This window comes from Rhizobium leguminosarum bv. viciae USDA 2370 (assembly GCF_002008365.1).
In the GTDB taxonomy this organism is placed as follows: domain Bacteria; phylum Pseudomonadota; class Alphaproteobacteria; order Rhizobiales; family Rhizobiaceae; genus Rhizobium; species Rhizobium leguminosarum.
In genome coordinates this window covers 1-17,153 of record NZ_MRDL01000043.1, presented here as the reverse complement: position 1 = coordinate 17,153, position 17,153 = coordinate 1, and the positions used below count along the sequence as shown (strand labels likewise).

14 protein-coding genes and 2 pseudogenes are annotated in these 17,153 nt (G+C 62.7%); 3 read left to right on the top strand and 13 right to left on the bottom strand.

The features are described from left to right. Positions 1-405: 405 nt before the first annotated feature. On the top strand, positions 406-588 hold the full coding sequence (locus tag BS629_RS39885; protein WP_077988457.1) for a hypothetical protein: 183 nt from the start codon (positions 406-408) through the stop codon (positions 586-588). A 1,255-nt stretch (positions 589-1,843) separates the two neighbouring features. Here BS629_RS39885 and BS629_RS21505 read toward each other — a convergent pair. Continuing rightward, positions 1,844-2,326, bottom strand: a complete 483-nt coding sequence (locus tag BS629_RS21505) for a hypothetical protein (RefSeq protein ID WP_017958527.1) — start codon at positions 2,324-2,326, stop codon at positions 1,844-1,846. A 514-nt stretch (positions 2,327-2,840) separates the two neighbouring features. On the opposite strand from BS629_RS21505, the gene BS629_RS21500 reads away from it, so the two are divergent. Continuing rightward, a complete protein-coding gene (locus BS629_RS21500; RefSeq protein ID WP_077988455.1) occupies positions 2,841-3,116 on the top strand; it encodes a WGR domain-containing protein in 276 nt (91 codons plus the stop codon). Positions 3,117-3,314: 198 nt separating this feature from the next. On the opposite strand, the gene BS629_RS39290 is transcribed toward BS629_RS21500, so the two are convergent. Further along, complete coding sequence (locus BS629_RS39290) at positions 3,315-3,479, bottom strand: hypothetical protein (protein ID WP_165419125.1); 165 nt, start codon at positions 3,477-3,479, stop codon at positions 3,315-3,317. A 399-nt stretch (positions 3,480-3,878) separates the two neighbouring features. Here BS629_RS39290 and BS629_RS21495 point away from each other — a divergent pair, with 399 nt between their 5' ends. Further along, the gene (locus tag BS629_RS21495; protein WP_011654510.1) at positions 3,879-4,157 is read left to right on the top strand and encodes an HU family DNA-binding protein; all 279 of its coding nucleotides are present in this window, start codon (positions 3,879-3,881) and stop codon (positions 4,155-4,157) included. A 62-nt stretch (positions 4,158-4,219) separates the two neighbouring features. Here the strand turns inward: BS629_RS21495 and BS629_RS21490 are convergent, their stop codons facing one another. The 11 genes and pseudogenes from BS629_RS21490 to BS629_RS21435 all read right to left on the bottom strand — a co-directional run. Then, on the bottom strand, positions 4,220-4,552 hold the full coding sequence (locus BS629_RS21490) for a hypothetical protein (protein WP_077988454.1): 333 nt from the start codon (positions 4,550-4,552) through the stop codon (positions 4,220-4,222). A 57-nt stretch (positions 4,553-4,609) separates the two neighbouring features. Continuing rightward, the gene (locus tag BS629_RS21485; RefSeq protein WP_025398107.1) at positions 4,610-4,933 is read right to left on the bottom strand and encodes a DUF736 domain-containing protein; all 324 of its coding nucleotides are present in this window, start codon (positions 4,931-4,933) and stop codon (positions 4,610-4,612) included. A gap of 464 nt (positions 4,934-5,397) precedes the next feature. Beyond that, positions 5,398-5,814 (bottom strand): annotated as a pseudogene (locus tag BS629_RS21480) (hypothetical protein); the annotation flags it as partial. Beyond that, positions 5,804-6,064 carry a type II toxin-antitoxin system Phd/YefM family antitoxin gene (locus tag BS629_RS21475; RefSeq protein WP_077988487.1) on the bottom strand — a complete coding sequence of 87 codons (261 nt, stop codon included), beginning with the start codon at positions 6,062-6,064 and terminating at the stop codon, positions 5,804-5,806. The pseudogene BS629_RS21480 and the gene BS629_RS21475, both read right to left, overlap by 11 nt. A gap of 81 nt (positions 6,065-6,145) precedes the next feature. Next, positions 6,146-7,087 (bottom strand): DUF2493 domain-containing protein, encoded by a 942-nt coding sequence (locus tag BS629_RS21470; RefSeq protein ID WP_077988453.1) that lies wholly within the window; start codon positions 7,085-7,087, stop codon positions 6,146-6,148. Between the two features lie 325 nt (positions 7,088-7,412). Next, positions 7,413-8,450 carry a DUF7146 domain-containing protein gene (locus tag BS629_RS21460; RefSeq protein ID WP_017958519.1) on the bottom strand — a complete coding sequence of 346 codons (1,038 nt, stop codon included), beginning with the start codon at positions 8,448-8,450 and terminating at the stop codon, positions 7,413-7,415. 12 nt (positions 8,451-8,462) lie between these two features. Beyond that, positions 8,463-12,854: a bifunctional class I SAM-dependent methyltransferase/DEAD/DEAH box helicase gene (locus tag BS629_RS21455; protein ID WP_077988452.1), complete on the bottom strand. Its 4,392-nt coding sequence runs from the start codon at positions 12,852-12,854 to the stop codon at positions 8,463-8,465. Positions 12,855-12,981: 127 nt separating this feature from the next. Then, a complete protein-coding gene (locus BS629_RS21450) occupies positions 12,982-13,236 on the bottom strand; it encodes a DUF6117 family protein (protein WP_077988451.1) in 255 nt (84 codons plus the stop codon). 90 nt (positions 13,237-13,326) lie between these two features. Continuing rightward, a complete protein-coding gene (locus tag BS629_RS21445) occupies positions 13,327-14,517 on the bottom strand; it encodes a DUF932 domain-containing protein (protein WP_077988450.1) in 1,191 nt (396 codons plus the stop codon). Positions 14,518-14,588: 71 nt separating this feature from the next. After that, positions 14,589-15,245 (bottom strand): annotated as a pseudogene (locus BS629_RS21440) (hypothetical protein). 99 nt (positions 15,246-15,344) lie between these two features. Further along, on the bottom strand, positions 15,345-17,153 hold a 1,809-nt coding region (locus tag BS629_RS21435), incomplete at its 5' end, for a ParB/RepB/Spo0J family partition protein (protein ID WP_077988449.1).

The following is a 17,153-nucleotide window of genomic DNA, read 5'->3' as shown; positions in this document are numbered from 1 at the left end:
CGATTGTGTGTCAGATGCAGACCCGGTTGTTAACAGCGTAGAGGCCGCGCAGTGGTGTTCTGATCTCCCTTGACCTTACTCCTCGCGCCGCGAGCCGTACTTATACTCCAGTATAATATTTTATCAACCAGATGCGGCCGCCTGAGGGCTTCAAATGCTGCGGAGACGACCTGCCGCAACTTCCGACGCATGAGGGTTATACCGAGCAAGGGGCGCCGCCCACATCAAATGGAAGCACCAAAACCCGACGAAGCGGTCCCTCCCGCTGACGCGGCAGAGTCTTCGCTGCAACAGCCAGCGAAGAACTGCCTCCAAGACGATTGCTGAACACCATTCACTATCGTCAAACAACCACGAAGCAGCCATCGTTGCATGAACCCTTCCCTCAGTTAAGAGGAGAATTCTATGCAGCGACGTCAGCAAATCGAGCAGGACGCACGCAAGAAGATTTCCGATCCATATGACGTCGATTATTTCGCGAAGAAGCACGGAATAAGCTCCAAAGATGCCGCTCGGATCATCAACCTCCATCGCTCGGATAGGGACTCTGCTGATCGGGCGGCATACCATCTAAAAGGCTCGTGTTGAAGACCGAGGCTCGCCGCAAGGTCGTTTGCCTCACCCGCGGCCACGCACAAACGACGTCTTGAACCTGCACCTGCTGATGATCTGCGATCGCATTATCGGCGCTAAATCCGTCGCGACATCTGCTCAGCGCTCGCGTGGCAGCGTTCCTGGAATTTCTCAAGCAGTCGGTACCCAACGCCCGAGGAACTGGCGGCTTACCTTGGCAATTGGCAGGTAAAAGCCTCCCCGCTAAAAGCAGCCTCGACGTTCATTCGCAAGATCGCTCATCCGCGCAATCGCCGAACCGTCGGTTCGCGAAGCTACCTATCGGTTCATACTCCCAATCCGCAAAAAGCTAATTGGCTCAACCACCTATTCGCTGAAATCGTCTATGAGCAATAAGCGCGATCGCCGGTTTGCCGATGCGCGCAGTTGGCGAAGCACCCCCTCACCTATTCTCCGAGCCGCACAATCGCTGACGAACCTATTCGCTGATCCACCGACCAGCCCAACCGCCGAAACGCGAGAACGCCTGATTGGCGAAGCGGGGGAATTGCCCGCTCGCCGATTCACAGACCAGCGATCTAATGTGCCGCCGTGAGAAGGTGCCTCTTTCTGCCGCCGAACGATCTCTACCAAGCCCAAATCCATGTCCCCGGCAGACCCCTACCCCTGCGAATAAGCGGCGACAGATTCCGGCACTGATCACGCCTCTCGGCCATCGTCCCTCGGGCGAAAACGGCTAACGGTATACCGATAGCCTATCCTGCCATCTCCCATCAAATCGGCCTGGACACCGTGCCCGAGGCGCTGATGCTGTTGCGAGTCGTGAGACAAAGCAATAGCGCTCACAGGGGCAAGCCTGTGATCCGCGCCGGAGGAACAGCACGGTGCCCAGGCCGATTTGATGGGAGATGCTGAAGCGAGCTGTCGTCGTGAGGAGTCGAGAGGACCGGAGGGAACGGGCATCGACGACATGCGAACGATGAGACGGCGAGCGCACTGCAGGAGAGGATGAACACCTGGAGCGGATGACCGAAGAATGCGGGCGCAGCGCAAGGAGTTCATCCTCTCCGTCTTGTTTGGGAAAGTCGCGGCAGCGTCCGCCAACCGGCCCGAAAGGCCGGGCGGGTGTCATCCCGCACCACAGGGAGAGGGGTGTTTGAGGGGAGAGGCGGCAAGTCTCTCCCCTCAGGAACGCGCGCTGGCTCGATGCCTGCAAGCGGTCAAGCCAATGGGAAAGACGAGAGGCGGAACGGCCTCTCGTCCCATCAGCTCAAGCGTAAACGACGCGCGCAACGCTGATGGCAATACCTGTTTCCCGCGCAATATCGTGGATGATCGTAGCGAGGGGGCCGATCTCCGTGTCGCTCACCGAGACGGTCGTCGGATAGCTGATCTCGATGCCGTCGCAGTCTGCCGACAAGGCGTTGTGCCATTCACCGCCGTTGACCCGATACTCATAGGTGAAGTAATCGATCTCTAGCTCATCGAGGAGCACAAACGTGCGGCGGGCGAGGACTTCCTCCTCGCCTTGGAGTTGGCACGATATCGTCCCCTCCAAATCGTCCCCGATGACCAACTCGCGTTGCAGGTCCATGATGTGGCGCGTCGAGCGGATCGCCCCATCAAGGCCGGCCATCAGCCGGTCGTGGAGCATCTTTGAGAATTCATCCTCGCAGCCGATACGGTTCGCGCTCACCAGAAGCTTGAAGCCGGCGAGTTTGGCATGAAGCATGAGAAAGTTGAAATCAGACATAAGAAGCCTCCTTTTCGTTCTGACGAAAAGGTGCCCGCATTGGCGACCCAAGGGGTCAAGGATCGCGATAGCGACCGCCAGCGGCGGCGAGCGGAGGAACCGATTTTTTCGTTGTGTCGCGTCAGCGGCGCAGCGGAAAAAATTGGAGGGGCCGCGACGTCCTTGAGGCCGCCGGGGCGAATGCGACAATAGGAAGTCAGAGAGAGATAGACCACGTCGCCGACAGGCGACGTGACCGTTTGCCGAGCGCAGCCGGCCCTGCAACCTTTTCGTCTGGCTGCTCGTGCAGATAATCGCACTGAGGATGCGGCAGCCGCGAGAGGGGCGTCACCCAAATGGGCGGAGACCGCTTACGGGCTCCGTGAGCGCCAGCGAATAGCACCGTCCGCCGCAGGCGGCTCGCCCGGATCATGCTGCCCCTTCCGACAACCCATCACCGCCATGAATCAATAGAGGCCGACCGATTCAAACATGTCGTTGGACGCCGAGTCGGCCCTGCCCGATTCTCCGTGTCATGATCGCGCAACGCTACCAGCTCTATGTCGAACGCATCGACGCCAAGAAAAACATGGCCCGCTACTATGCCATGTCGATCGAGCCCAACCTGTTCGGCGAGGCCTGTCTCATCCGTCGATGGGGTCGTATCGGCGCAAGAGGTCAAAGGCGGGAGCATCATTTCGCGCGGGAGGAAGAGGCGGTCAGGCTGTTCCTTCAGCTTTTGCGAAAGAGGCGGTCTCGCGGATACGGGCCGAAACCGCATATCCGGGAAGATGCATCGGGTGATCGATAGCGAAGGGAGTGCCGCGGAGGCGGATGCCATCCTGATGTCGATGGCATGGGAGCGAAACAGGAGTGGGGGTATCCCACCGCTTCCGCCCTTCCCACAAGAACCTCCGCAGGTTCTGACACCTGCCGGTGGCGAGCGAAGCTGGCCTGAAGCGCCGGTCGATCCGGCGCGTCAGGCCAGGCGACATGGCGAAAGCCACCCTCAGAAGGGTGGCTCGGTGTCGATTGCGCCTTCCTGCTCTGCGGTGATCACCGCCAGTTCGGCGCGCGCCAGCTCCAGTTCGTTTTCAATCTCGCGGCGCTCCACCGGGTCGATTGCTTCGCGCAGTTCGAGGCGAAGCTCTTCAATGTGTTGTTCCAGAAGCATCGTCGTCGTCTCCTTGACGTTTGTGAAAGACGACGTGCGCGGTCATGGGTGCGTGGCGGGGTCAGGGATCGCGGAACGCGACCGCCAGCGGCGGCGAGTGGGGGTGCCGATTTTGTCGGAGTGCAGGGAACCGGAGCGGAGGCAAAATTGGGGGCACCGCTCGTCCTTGAGGCCGTCATGCACCCATGACACCCTCGGATGGACTGAGCAGACATTTCCTCTCCGTATCGCGCCCGAATCCGAGGACGGGCTCGATGCCCGTCGGCGGGTTACTGATACGTGATCACGTGAATAACTGTGGAGATCCTGGGCTTTCCGCCCCATTTGCCGCAGCATGTCGATGACAGCTCCGGTCGGCAATGGCAGGGATTCTGCATCTGAAACGATGCGGAGAAGAAAATGACCACAACCAATGAAATCGCCGACAAGATCGCCGGCGAACACAGCCTCACCAAGGCCCAGGGAAAGGCGATCGTCGAAGCGGTGATCGCGTCCATCACCGAAGCCGCGGTGGCCGGCAACGAGACGTCGCTGCCCGGTTTCGGCAAGTTCAAGGTGAAGGCGACACCCGAGCGCGAGGCTCGCAACCCGTCGACCGGCGCGACGATCAAGGTTGCCGCGGCCAAAAAGCTGGCCTTTACGCCGGCCAAGGCATTGAAGGATGCACTGAACAAGTAATCTTGTCAGCAAGCAAAAAATAGCCCGGCGCCGTACCGGGCTATTTTCGTTCGGGGTTTGCGTCAGCGGGCGGATGTCCGCTCAAGAAGATCCTGGATGATCGTGTCGCTGACCGCGTGATGCGCTTCCCGGGCATGGTCGTCCAGCAGCTTGTGAAGAATGCCGGATGCCAAGGGTATGAAGTCGAAACCGCGTGCGATTGCTGCGGACCGCAGTTGCGACAGTGTTTCGAACTCCCTTAAGTCAGTGCCAAGCCAGAGTCCGAGATTCTCGCCACCTGCGTCCGGAAATGCCTGGAGGAAGAACGTCTGAAGCGGGCGGTCGTAGCCGATAATGGCATCCGGGTCGGAGTGGCGGGATGCGGTCCTGATGACGGTAATTGTGTAGCGGCTCATGGCGGCCTCCTTTGGAATGGGGGAGGCCGGCCCCGATTTCGGGGCCGGCGGTCCGGTTCAGGCAGGGCTGTTCCAGAGGATGACCTTCTTGCCGGGCTCGCCGCCGGGCGCCGGGGCGACGTTGCCGAAGATCACGCCGATCTCGGGCGCTTCGAGCTTCGTAGAGATGTATTCCTCGCCGGTCTGGCGGGAGATGCGGTTCCAGGCCGCGCCGATCTCAAAGCCGGTCTTGCGGTGGATGATGCGGTAGTCCGGGGCTTCTTCGCTCGCCTTGCTGGCGTTCGGGACGAGGGCGATTGGGGCGTTGACCCGGATGGTGGCGAAGACGCCTTCGAGAGTGCCGTCGGTCTTTTCGGTGAGGGTTGCGATCGTGGTAGCCATGGAATTGTCTCCTTCGTTGCATCGGGACCATTCCCGATGGCGCCCGAAGAAGGGGCCTGCCGCAGGCGTCACCGGAGCGTAGCGAAGGGGAACCCCTTGCGGGTTGACGCTGATCGCGGCCGGTCCCTTAGAAAGGCGACATAAAGAACGGGAATGGTCCTTGATTGCGACGTCAGCAGGAGACCTCGCCTTGGCTGCCGGTTATGGCCCCGCCGAGTACACCGCGCGCGTGGCATGCGTCGGTGGTGTTCGGGTCAACGGACTGGCCGTCAACCAGGCAGACGCGACGCGATAGATCGGCACCGTTCTGATCCATCCTCGTCATCAAAGACGGCTTCGGTGGCGTGGCACGCGAATTGTCCGCCTCTCCTGACGCAACTGCAGTTCTGCGGAGCCGGACTGCGTGACAGACGTGATTTCAAGGGATGTCGCTTCGGAGGGCGGCGGGGATGCGGCAAGTCTCGGTCGAGGCGGTTGACCCGGCCGGTTCGACCGCGCGCCTCGGCAAACAGTCTGGCGATCTTCACCATGAAGGACTTGCTGAAGCGGCCGAGGATGTCCTGACCGGACTCGATGTACCAGGAGCGCTCGACGATATCGTAGTTGTATTCGTCGACCATGATCCAGCACTGCTTCAGATCGCTTAAGCCCGCGCGCTTGCGCTCGATGTCCGGGATCTCCAATGAGGCGCGACCCGTTTGCGGCGGTTGGGTGGTGATGGCGAGAAGCGCCAAATGGGTATTTCCATCGGCGGCATTGCGGATGGCGATGACGACGCAGACGGGACGCTGCTTGCGGCCTTCGGTCTCACCGCGCTGCTGCTGCCAGGCCCAGAGGTAGGGATAGGAGATGACCTCGCCGGGGCGGAATTCACGGCTCATCGTCGTAGCCTTCGCCGCGCGCCAACTTATCGAGCGCCTCGTCGAACAGTTCTGCATGCTCGGCGGGCATTTCCGAGATATGAAAGGCGCGGCGGGGGTCGCCACCGGTGCGCATGCGCTCATAGTGATCGTAGCTCATCAGCACGAAGCGAGGCTTCTTGTGGCGAGTCAGAACAACCGGCTCGCGGCTTGCCGCATCGGTAACGTCGCCGATCTGCTTGTTGAGGTCGCCTGTCGTGAACTGCTTCATCGCAAAGATCTCCACTTCGATTCCCATATAATCCAATTTTTCCATGTTTTCCATCTTTTCCATGTATCCGGAAGACGGCGCTCACGCGCCGTCTCCTGATGCCTGCCAGACCGGAATGCCGAGCCGGCGTGCCTTGTCGGCGAGATTGCCTGTGATGCCGTTTCCGGGAAAGACGATCAATCCGGCGGGCATGACCGACAGCATATCGTCATTGCGCCGAAACGGTGCGGCCTTGGCGTGTTTCGTCCAATTCGGCTTGAAGGTGATCTGCGTCACCTTGCGGGCTTCAGCCCAGCAGGCGGCGATACGTTCTGCACCCTTCGGCGAGCCACCGTGCAGCACCACCATATCAGGATGCTTGGCATGCGCCTGATCAAGCTTGGCCCAGATCCGGTCGTGGTCGTTATAGTCCATGCCACCGGCGAAAGCGATCTTCGTGCCGGCCGGGATCAGCACTTCGGTCTCGGCGCGCCGCCGAGCGGAGAGAAAGTCGCGGCTATCGATCATCGCCGCCGTCATGTTTGCGTGGCTGACCTTGGAGCCGGTGCGCGGCCGCCAGGCGGACCCGGTTTGCGCCTCGAACAGATCGGCGGAAAAGTCGCGCATGAACTCGAAGGCATTGCGGCGTTCCAACAGCGTGATGCCCTCGGCGATCAGACGCTCGAGCTCGACGCTCTTCACCTCCGAGCCGTCCTGTTCGCGCTGTCCGGTACGCTGCGCCTCCTCGTTGCGGTCGAGCTCGCGCTGGATGCGCTCGCCGGCGCGATGGAAGAGATTGGGGATCGACCAGAACAGGTCTTCGAGATCGGGCTCCAGCCGGGTGTCGCCGAGCATTTCGGCGAAGGCGTCGAAGATCACGGTGATCGATGACTGGACTTGCGGCTCTTCCGGCAATGGCCGCGGGTCGGGCTCGTCCTGGAACGGGCGATAGCCGAAGACCTGCATCTCGTAGATGAAGCGGTCGGTCGGAGAGGGAGCGTGATGGGACTCGAAGCCGTCGTCGGGGTGAAGGATCAGGTCCATGGTGGTCTCCGTTTCGTGGGCCGCGCCTCTCGCGGCCTGACGGCGAACCCGGTCACGCGGGCCGAGGCCGGAACCGCAAGCGAAGCGCAGCGGCCCAGCGAAGCGCCGGGCGGCGGAGGGAGGGTTTCTTGATCCGCGAGGAATGACGGGCCGCGCCTGCGGACCGGAAGGGGAAGAAACCCGACTGACCCGCTGAAGGCCGGAGCCCCGCGTGGTAAGGGTCGCCTCTCGGCAGGCCCGCGGGCGCGCCCATTCGGAATGAGACGAATGGACCGCCCTTCGCCAGTGCTGCCGCTAGCCCCTCCCCCACCCTTTGCGCCCGGCTTCAGGCGGGCAGGAAGGCCATCGTGTCTTCGGGAATGAGTTGAGCTCTGAGGCTTGCCGTCAGCCGGTCGGGACCCAGCCAGCGAAGATCCTCGTTGAAGTCGCCGAGCTCCGGCGACAGCACCAGCGGCAGGATCCCGCGTTCCTGTGCCCTGCGGCTCAATCCCTCGATCCCATGACGGCCGGCCGCATCCGCGTCGGCGGCGATGTAGAGGCGCCGGCATCCGGGCGGGAAGTTGAAGGCCGCGAGGTGATTGGCCGTCAGGGCCGCGACCATCGGCATGCCGGGCATCACGTGCGAGAGCGAGAGCATGGTTTCGAGGCCCTCGCCCGCCGCCAGGACTGGTACAGGATCGGTGACGGGAAAGCGGAAACGTACGCCATTACCGAGCAGCCTGCCGAGTCCGCGGCGGGGATTGTCCACCTTGGCCTTGCCGACGCCATCGGGATCGAGCCAGCTGCGATGCACTCCGGTAATCGCGCCGGCAGCGTCGGTCACGGCGGCAATCAGAGCCGGATAGCTGCTCGCCCGGCCGGTGACGAGATCGCGATGGTAGCAGGACGGATGGAAACGGAGCGGCGCATGGGTCGATGCCCGCAAAATGCCGCGCTCACGCAGATAGGCGTCGGCAGGCGTGCCTGTAAGCGGCAGGGTCATCCGAAACAGACGCCGGGCCCGCTCAGACGTGGGCCGCTCGACTGCCGCAGAATTATGGGCGTCCGTGCTGCGCGACGACCCCGGCTCAGGCCGAGGCAGGCTGAGGAACTGGCGCGCCTCCTCGGCAACGTCCCGGAAATCGACGAGGCCACAGGTCTCGCGGACGAGATCGAGCAGGTCACCAAACTGACCGGTCGCCGCATCCGTCCACCGGCCAGCACGCGGGCCGATCAGATGCACATAGAGCGACCGGCCCTTGTTGTTGGCGACGTCGCCGACGAGCCAGTAGTTGCCGGCGCGGCGGCCGGCGGAGAGGTAATGACGGCAGACCGCCTCGGCGTCTTGCGCGAGACGGCCCGCCAGATCCGACGCGGAAAGCATGGCAGACCTCCCTCACGACCGGCGCGCGACATCGACGAGGCGATGACGCTGCATCAGCTTCGACAGGATCTCCGCGCCCTCATCGGTCACCGGCACGAAGAAGCGCAGCTTCCAATTGATCATCTCGGAGAAGAGGCCGATCGACCGCAGCCAGTCGCGCATACCGTCGGTAAAGCCCGTCAATTCGACGCGGAACTCGTTCATCACCCGCACGCGGCGGAGGGCCATGTCACCGGCAAGGCCGACGATCGAGGATCCGTCGACCAGCGCCGTCCAGGCTTGGTCGCCGGCCAGCACTTGCGTCTGATCGATCCCGAAGTTGCGGCAAAGGCCGGCGAGCCGATCCGGCGCAATGACGCGGCCGACGATCCGCTCGCCGTCATCGGTCTGCAGACGCCGCACCCGGCAGAAATCCTGTGGCAGCAGTTTCCAGATCGGCAGCAGCAATCCGCTGACGATGTGCACCGTGGACGTCGAGAATTCGGGCACGGCGGCAACCTCGGCATCCCAGGCATTTGCGAAAGCCTGCTCGTCTATTTCCTGCCAGCTGGTCTCTTCGAGCTGCCGGACTTCGAAGCGGAGCTCATCCGTCGGCCGGATCAGCGAGACGCGCGGCTGAATGGAGCCGTCTTCCAGCATGATGGAGCGGGTCGGGACCATCACGGCTGCCCGGCCCGACTTGCCGTTGATCATCAGCTTCGCGCGCGGATCCTGGCTCACAAGCGTCTGAACGTCCTCGAGCTGCATCGGCGCATTGCGATCCCTGCGCTCGATGGTCAAGAGATGCGACCGCGCGCCGGTGACCGGATGCGTGTAGATCAGCCGGCGGTCGGTGACCGTCATGCTGTCTGCGGTGATCGTCTCCAGGCCCTTGTCATAGATGCCGGCGGCAATAGCCCCCTCGATGCGGGCGGCCAGCAGCTGCTCGAAGGCCTCGAACAGCAGGTTCTGCATAGCGATGGTCAGCGCCAGCATGCGATTGAGGAAGGTCTGGATGGGTGGCAGCTCATCCTTCAATCCGCCCTCCTCCGAGGTGAGCGACAGGCCGGTGATGCTTTCGAACGTTTCCAGCGAGCAGCCTTCGATCCTGCCGGCATGCAGCAGTCCGTAGAATTGCCGCAGCGCGTCGCGGGCATATTGGGATTCGAGATTGTCTTCGCTGCGGAACATCCCCTGTCCGCCGGTCTGGCGCTGGCCGCGGGTGATGGCGCCGAGCGTGTCGAGACGCCGGGCGATGGTCGAGAGGAAGCGCCGTTCGGCCTTGACGTTGGTGGCGATCATCCGGAACCGGGGCGGCTGCTTCTGATTGGTGCGATGACTGCGCCCGAGGCCCTGGATCGCCACGTCGGCGCGCCAGCCTGCTTCCAGAAGGTTGTGAAGACGCAGGCGCTGATTTTTGGCGGCGAGATCCGCGTGATAGGATCTGCCGGTCCCGCCGGCGTCGCTGAAGACGAGAATGCCTTTCTCGTCATCCATGAAGGCGCGGGCCTCATCTAGGTTGGCGCTGCCCGGCCGGTTCTGCACGGCATAGCGGGCGATGGAGCCGCTATCCTCACGGCGGACGATGCGGCGGGAGCGGCCGGTGATCTCGGCCACCTGGCTCGTTCCGAAGTGCTGGACGATCTGGTCGAGAGCGGTCGGGATCGCCGGCAGGCTGCCCAAGGTTTCGACCAGTTCGTCGCGGCGGCGTTCGGCCTCCCGGCAGATGACAGGGTTGCCGTCCGCATCGTGAACCGGCCGCGAGCTGAGATTGCCCTCGGCGTCGGAGAATTCCTCGAAGAGCTGCACCGGGAAGGAGTGCATCAGGTAGTCGATGACATATTCCCGCGGCGTCACGTCCACCTGCAGATCGCCCCATTCCTCGGTCGGGATCTGTGCCAGCCGGCGCTCGGTCAGCGCTGCTCCCGTCGAAACCAGCTGGACGATGGCAGCGTGACCCTCTTTCAGATCTGCAGCGGTCGCTTTGAGAAGAGCCGGCGTCTTCATCGAGGTCAGAAGATGATTGAAGAAGCGCTGCTTCGAGCTTTCGAAGGCCGAACGTGAGGCCGCCTTGGCTTGTCTGTTCAACGTCCCGGATTTGCCGGTTATACCGGATGCCTCCATTGCCGCGTCCAGGTGATTGTGAATGACCTGGAACGCCCCGGCATAGGAGTCGTAGATGCGAACCTGTTCCTCGGTCAGCTCGTGCTCGAGGATCTCGTATTCCACGCCTTCGAAGGAGAGCGAACGGGAGGCGTAGAGGCCCATCGCCTTGAGGTCGCGGGCCAGCACCTCCATCGCCGCAACACCGCCATCCTCGATAGCCGCGATGAACTCGGAGCGGGTCGGGAAGGGAAAGTCGCTGCTGCCCCAGAGACCGAGGCGCTCGGCATAGGCAAGGGATTCGACTTCCGATGCGCCGGTCGCCGAGACGTAGACGACGCGGGCGTCCGGAAGGGCACGTTGCAGGCGAAGCCCCGCCCTGCCCTGCTGCGATGCCGCTTTGTCGCCGCGCTCAGTCTTGCCGCCGGCAGCGTTAGCCATGGCGTGGCCTTCGTCGAAGACGATGACGCCGTCAAAATCACTTCCGAGCCAGTCGACGATCTGCTGAACCCGCGATCGCTTGCCCTCGCGCTCATCGCTGCGCAACGTCGCAAAGGTCGTGAAGAGGACGCCCTCCTCCAGCTTGATCGCCTTGCTCTGCCGGAAGCGAGACAGAGGTGTGACCAGCAGCTTTTCTTGGCCCAACGCACTCCAGTCACGCTGCGCGTCCTCGATCAGCTTGTCGGACTTGGAAATCCAGACGTGGCGACGGCGGCCCTTGAGCCAGTTGTCGAGAATGATGCCGGCAGCCTGGCGGCCCTTCCCGGCCCCGGTTCCATCGCCGAGAAACCATCCCCGGCGAAAGCGAACGGCATCCTCCGCGTCGGGCGCCACAGCCTTGAGATTGTCGAAGGAGGCATCGGCGCTCCAATGGCCAGCGAGGTAACGGGAATGGGCTTCGCCGGCATAGATGACGCTTTCGAGCTGGGCGTCGGAGAGATCACCGTTGGTGACGATGCGCTTCGGCAGGTGCGGGCGATAGCTCGGCTTCGGCGGTGCGACCGAGGCCATCGCAACCGATTCGACCAGCGTGTCAGGATGAGGTTTTGCGTCGGGAACGTGGATCGACTGCAGCCGGTAGGTCTCGTAGATACCGTCAGCAGCGTTTGCCTCATCCTTCGGCCGAGCGTCCCGCAGTTCGTAGGAGAGTTCGATGATCTCCTCATCGACGGGTATCGGACGGACCGTTGCTGCAGGCTGCGCCTGTCCTCCGACCGCGGGGCGATACGCCGGGGCGGCAACCGCTGCTGGACGCATCGTGTCCGCGCGCAGGCTACCGTTGGAGAGCGCACCGATGGAGTTCGACGCCGCCGCGGGCGCGCGGGGCGGAAGGCCGGTGATCCAGGTGAGCAGTGTTTCGAGATCGTGCGCTGTACCGCTTGACGTTACGAGCTTCGACGGATCGTCGGCCGGGATCTTGTCGATCACGATCAGGCGCGTTTCCATCGTCGTTCCATGACGGGCGTAGATGCTGCCCCCAATCGCCGCGCTGAACAGAACGGTGCCCGGCACCTGCAGTCGGAAAAAGGCGTCGCGCCATGCGGGATTGTCAGGAGAGAGGCTCGCGCCGGTGATGGCGACCAACCGCCCACCGGGAGCAAGCCGCGCGAACGCGGAGGCCAGATGCCGCCAGGCGGCATCAGCCACGCGACCTTCGACATGAACGCCGGCGGAGAATGGCGGATTCATCACCACCACGGTCGGCCGAATGGACCGGTCGAGGTAATCGTCGATATACGCGGCGTCGTGTTGAGAGATCGAAACACCGGGAAAGAGCCGCTCCAGCAGCGAGCACCGGACAGTCGCATATTCGTTGAGCGTCAGGTGTGCACCCGCGAGTTCTGCAAAAATCGCCATGAGGCCGGTACCAGCCGACGGTTCGAGCACCACGTCAGCGGCTATGATGCCGGCAGCACGAGATGCGACATAGGCAAGCGGGATCGGGGTCGAGAATTGCTGAAGTGCCTGGCTCTCCTCGGATCGGCGTGTATGGGTCGGCACGAGGCTTGCCACTTTCGTCAGCATCGCTAGCGTCGCTTCGGGCGACCGGGTTCCGGATACGATCGCGCGGAATTTGTGCAGGAACAGCACCTGGGCGATCTCGGTCGCCTCATAGGCCTCCTTCCAGATCCAGACGCCCTCGGCGTCGCTGCCGCCGAAAACCTCGGTAATAATTTGCCGCAGGTCAGCTGTGGTGAGGACTTTACCTTGCTCCAGAAGCGGCGTGATCTGACTGCCAGCATCCATCAGTGCTCCAGCGCGGTTCTGGGAATGAGGTCGTGTCGAAGTGGAAACGGTCTGAGAATGCGAGATGATATTCATCGAAGGATGCTCCAGAGTGAGGAAAGAACAGCGGAGCCCGGCGTCCTGCCGAAGGTCGGAGGATCGAAATCGGGCAGCCAGGGCAGGATCGGGGATCGCCGGCTTAAACCGCCGGCTATTGACAGGATTAGGTCGCCGGGCTCGCGATGAAGCCAGTCGGATCATCGGGATCGGGCGGCAGATAGGCATCGTAAGGATTGCCTTCGGCAAGATGGCCAAACGGCGTGAAGGCGTATTCGCCGTTACTGCGGCTGACGGCGCAGACCACGTAACGCGGCTGGCGTGTAGCGGCATCGAGGCATTCCATGAGAGCGAGATTGCCATCGGACGCGGCGCGCAGCAGCGTATCGAAATTCAAGCGAGCGAAATCGGGTATAGCCATTGCAGTGCTCCATGAACGGAAATGCCCGGCACGGGGCCGGGCTGATGGTGATGTTGATGTTGAGGCTAGTTTGATCTGTCTCGAGGCGCGTCAGGAGGCACTCTCCAGCAGCTTCTTCGCTTTGCCTTCGAGTTCCAGACGCGTGTCCTGATTGGTCTTGGTGCGCGCCAGCGCGGTGATGCCCTGCACGAAGTCGAAGACCGACTCCGGCGGCCGCCCCTCCTCCGACAGCACCATCTCGATGACTTTGCCGGTCTCGCCCTTCGAGAAGCCCCGCCGACGCAGGAAGGTCTCGCGATCGTCGTCCTTGCGGGCGACGACCCGCTCCCGCGCCGCCCTGATGCCGGCGATGAATGGTGCCGGCGAGGAATTGGCGAAGCTGGTTAGCGCGGGTGCTGCCTCATGCGCGAAGCGCTGGGCGGCGAACTTCGAATGGCGGATGGTAATCTCATCGAAATTCTCGGTGCCCCAGAGATTGCGATTGGCGCAGACCGCTCGCAGATAAAAGGAGGCGATGCCGAGCGTCTTCGAACCAACCTCCGAATTCCAGGCGTAGAAGCCGCGGAAATAGAGGTCGGGCTCACCGCTCGGCAGGCGTCCGGCTTCGATCGGATGGGTGTCGTCGACCAGGAACAGGAAGACGTCGCGATCACTGGCATAAAGGGTGGTCGTGTCGTTGGTGATGTCGACGAAGGGATTGTGGGTCATCGTCGCCCAGTCGAGAACACCTGGGACTTTCCACATCGTGTCGCCGGTCCCGTTGCCGGCGATCTTCATGACCGACGAGACCAGTTCATGATCCCAGATCCGACCGTATTCCGGTCCGGTCACCGCCCGCAGTTCCAGCCGGCCGTCATCCATCTCAAGCGTCTTGACGAGCTCGGCACGATGGTTGAGCAGGCCATGCTGCAGGTTGATCGCCGCAAGCGGCGCCGGCAGTTGCCGCATATAGGTGGCGGGAGCGCCAACGAGGCTGCAAAGCTGGCCGTAGCTCCAGTGGGTCGGTGCGATCGCTTGGCACTGACCTGGAACGAGAAGCTCAAGCCGCCCGGCATTGTCGCGCGTTGCTTCGACACGGATCGCAGCGCTCTCGATCGTTCGGGCATGGGCGCGCTCGGCTCGGGATCGAACGGTATCGTAGAGTTCGGTCAGCGACAGGAACCGTTCATCGTCGGGACGTGAGAACCATTCGGACGAGACGCGGCCGATGCGTTCGCCGCGGGAAATATCGACCTTGAAGCCGGAACGGTCGGACGGGTTGTTGGAGGTGAGAGTGGTCATAAGCTGTCTCCTTAAAAGCGGAAATCCGGCGCGATAGCCGGGCGAGGTTGGGAAGGATGTTGGGAAGAGGGTCAATCGGAAGCCAGCCGGCGGTGCGCCGACCGGATTGCCAAGAGCGCCGCCTGGAATTCGGCGTTTCCGACCACGTCGGAAAAGTCCATCGTGGTGGCAATAGACAGGCACGCGACGTGGACCTCGTCGTCGGTCACGGCCTCGGGTGTTAAACCCTTAAAGTTCGGGTCTATGTCGAGCACCGCGGTGATTGCGGCGCGCACACGATCCTCCTGAAGTCTGACCAGGACGTGGGAAGGCTTTGGTGGGCCGACCGGCCCTTCAGGATCCGGGTCTCCGGCGAGAATGGCTTCTCCTCGGGCAATCGCCCAGACAGATCGGTCGAGCCAATCGAGCGACGGTGGCCGGGCCGCGCGGACGTCATCGAACAGGATCTTCAGCAGTCCGAGCAGGATCTCGAAATGACGCGCCCGGCGCTGGACAGGTTCGTCGAACTGCGGAGGGATTTGGAGCGGCGGCCCCGCATAGGCCGCATGTGCACCGTCCCAGATGCCGGTGATATGAATTGCGCCCGAGGAATCGAAGTCCTTCTCGGCGATATCCCAACTGTCATCTTCGATGGCAGCTCAGCACGCCTCGTCCAGCGTGCCAGCTTCATAGGTGCGACGCCGGAAGACCGGCAGGTGATAGGTGGTCTCGATGGTGAAGTCGGGCATAGGTGCCTCCTGAACGGAAAAGCCCGGCGCGATGGCCGGGCTGTTGGGAAAAGGACCCGACCGCAACGGCGATCGGGTCAGGCTGATGATGCTCGTGAACTATTCGGCGGCAGCGAGATGCTCGCCGTCGATTCCACTCTCCGTATCGCTGGCGTCATCGCTCGATGTTCCTGGCTCATCGAGCAGGAAGGCCGGCAGGCCCGAGGCTTCGGACACAGTCTCGCCCTCATCGGACCCGGCCGCGTCATCTTCGACACCATCGCTTTCGATGGTGGCTTCCTCGACCGTCATGCGAAGCGGTTCCGGCAACCAGCCGCAGCCTGTCATCAGCCGCTCGGCCTCGCGGGCCATGTCGACTTTGTTTAGATGGCCGATCAGCTCCGCTGCCTGGTTCCCCTTTGCCTCACGAACCGCCTGCAGGATGTGCGCCTTCGTGACGCGGCCGAGATAGTTGTCGGTGGTCGGCGTCCAACCGGCTTCCACCATGTCGAAGCCGATCGAGCGGGTCAGCTGATCGGCATGGGCGATGGCGCGCGTCCGCTTGTTCCAGGGTTCGATCACCGCGTTGACCGAAAGCGAGGCGCAATGCGCAAACAGGGCCTGCCGGCTGACCTCGTCGAGCTTGATCAGGAAATCCCAGAGATCGTTCGGATCCTTGGGCAAATCCTGCCCCCAGCCTTCCTGCCTTTGATCGATCTCCTTCGCCCAGACCGTTTCGCCGAGACCGGGCGTCTGGCTGAAGCGGGCGCTCTGCAGCGTCACCTCCAGGCATGAATCCGAACCGTAGACGTAGAAGGTCTTTAGAACAAAGGCATGCAGGACGGCGACAAAGGCGATGACCGGGTTGTTCGCCAGTGCGTTGCGCAAAGCAATCGTCCGGGCTGCCGTGAGATCGAGAACGAGGCGGTCGGGAAGCGGCTTGATCGTTTCGTCCTCGTCGTCCGGTTCGGTGCCTTCACCGCCGGCGCCGCCGGATACTGGTAGATCACCGCCATGATCCGCACGACCGTTGCCAACATCAGAGGTCGGATCGATCTCGGCCTTCGGTTCATCCTCCGGCCGCACGAAGCCTCGCTCGATCTTGAGCTCGCCGCTGGCGCCGAGCGACACGAAGACACCGCCTCGGGCGACCTCCTGTGGCTCGAACACGTACGGACGGTCGTTGAGCCGGTCGAGTTCGCTGCCGAGCTCTTCCAGCTTCCGTTCGGTCGCTTCCGAGTACTCGCTTGCCTCCGAATACTCTGCGTCGAGCTTGTCGTATTTGGCGCGGGTGGCGTCATAGCGTGCCAGCTCATCTTCAGTCATTTCGGCCTGCTCGCCGTAGAAGCGGCGCAGGCCGGACGTGTGGCCGTAGGGGAAATCGAAGGCCGCTTCGACCCATTTCCAGCCTTCGCTCACCTGGATCGCCTCGGCGTCAGTCTTGAGCTTTTCCATCACGAGCTGCTCGAGCAGCGCCGGATCCTGCAGCCAGCCACCCTGATCCTGGTCGAACAGATCGCGCATGGTCACACCGCCTGCGGCCTCGTAGGCTTCGATACCGACATAGACGGCGCGGCGGTCGCTGGCGCGGATCGCGGTTTCGGTCAGCAGCCGGCGGATGTAATAGGGCTCACGACTATGCGAACGGGAGACCGTGTCCCAGACCTGCTCCTGGCGGACGTGGTCGTTGGTGATCGAGAAGGCCATGATCTGCTCCAGCGTCATCTCGTCCTCGGCATAGAGGTCGAGAAGCCGCGGCGAGACGGAAGCCAGACGAAGCCGCTGCCTGACGGTCGCGACCGAAACGAAGAAGCGCGCGGCGATCTCCTCCTCGCCAAGCCCCTGCTCCCGCAAGGTCTGGAAAGCACGGAACTGATCGAGCGGGTGCAGACTGACGCGCTGGACGTTTTCGGCGAGCGAGTCCTCGAC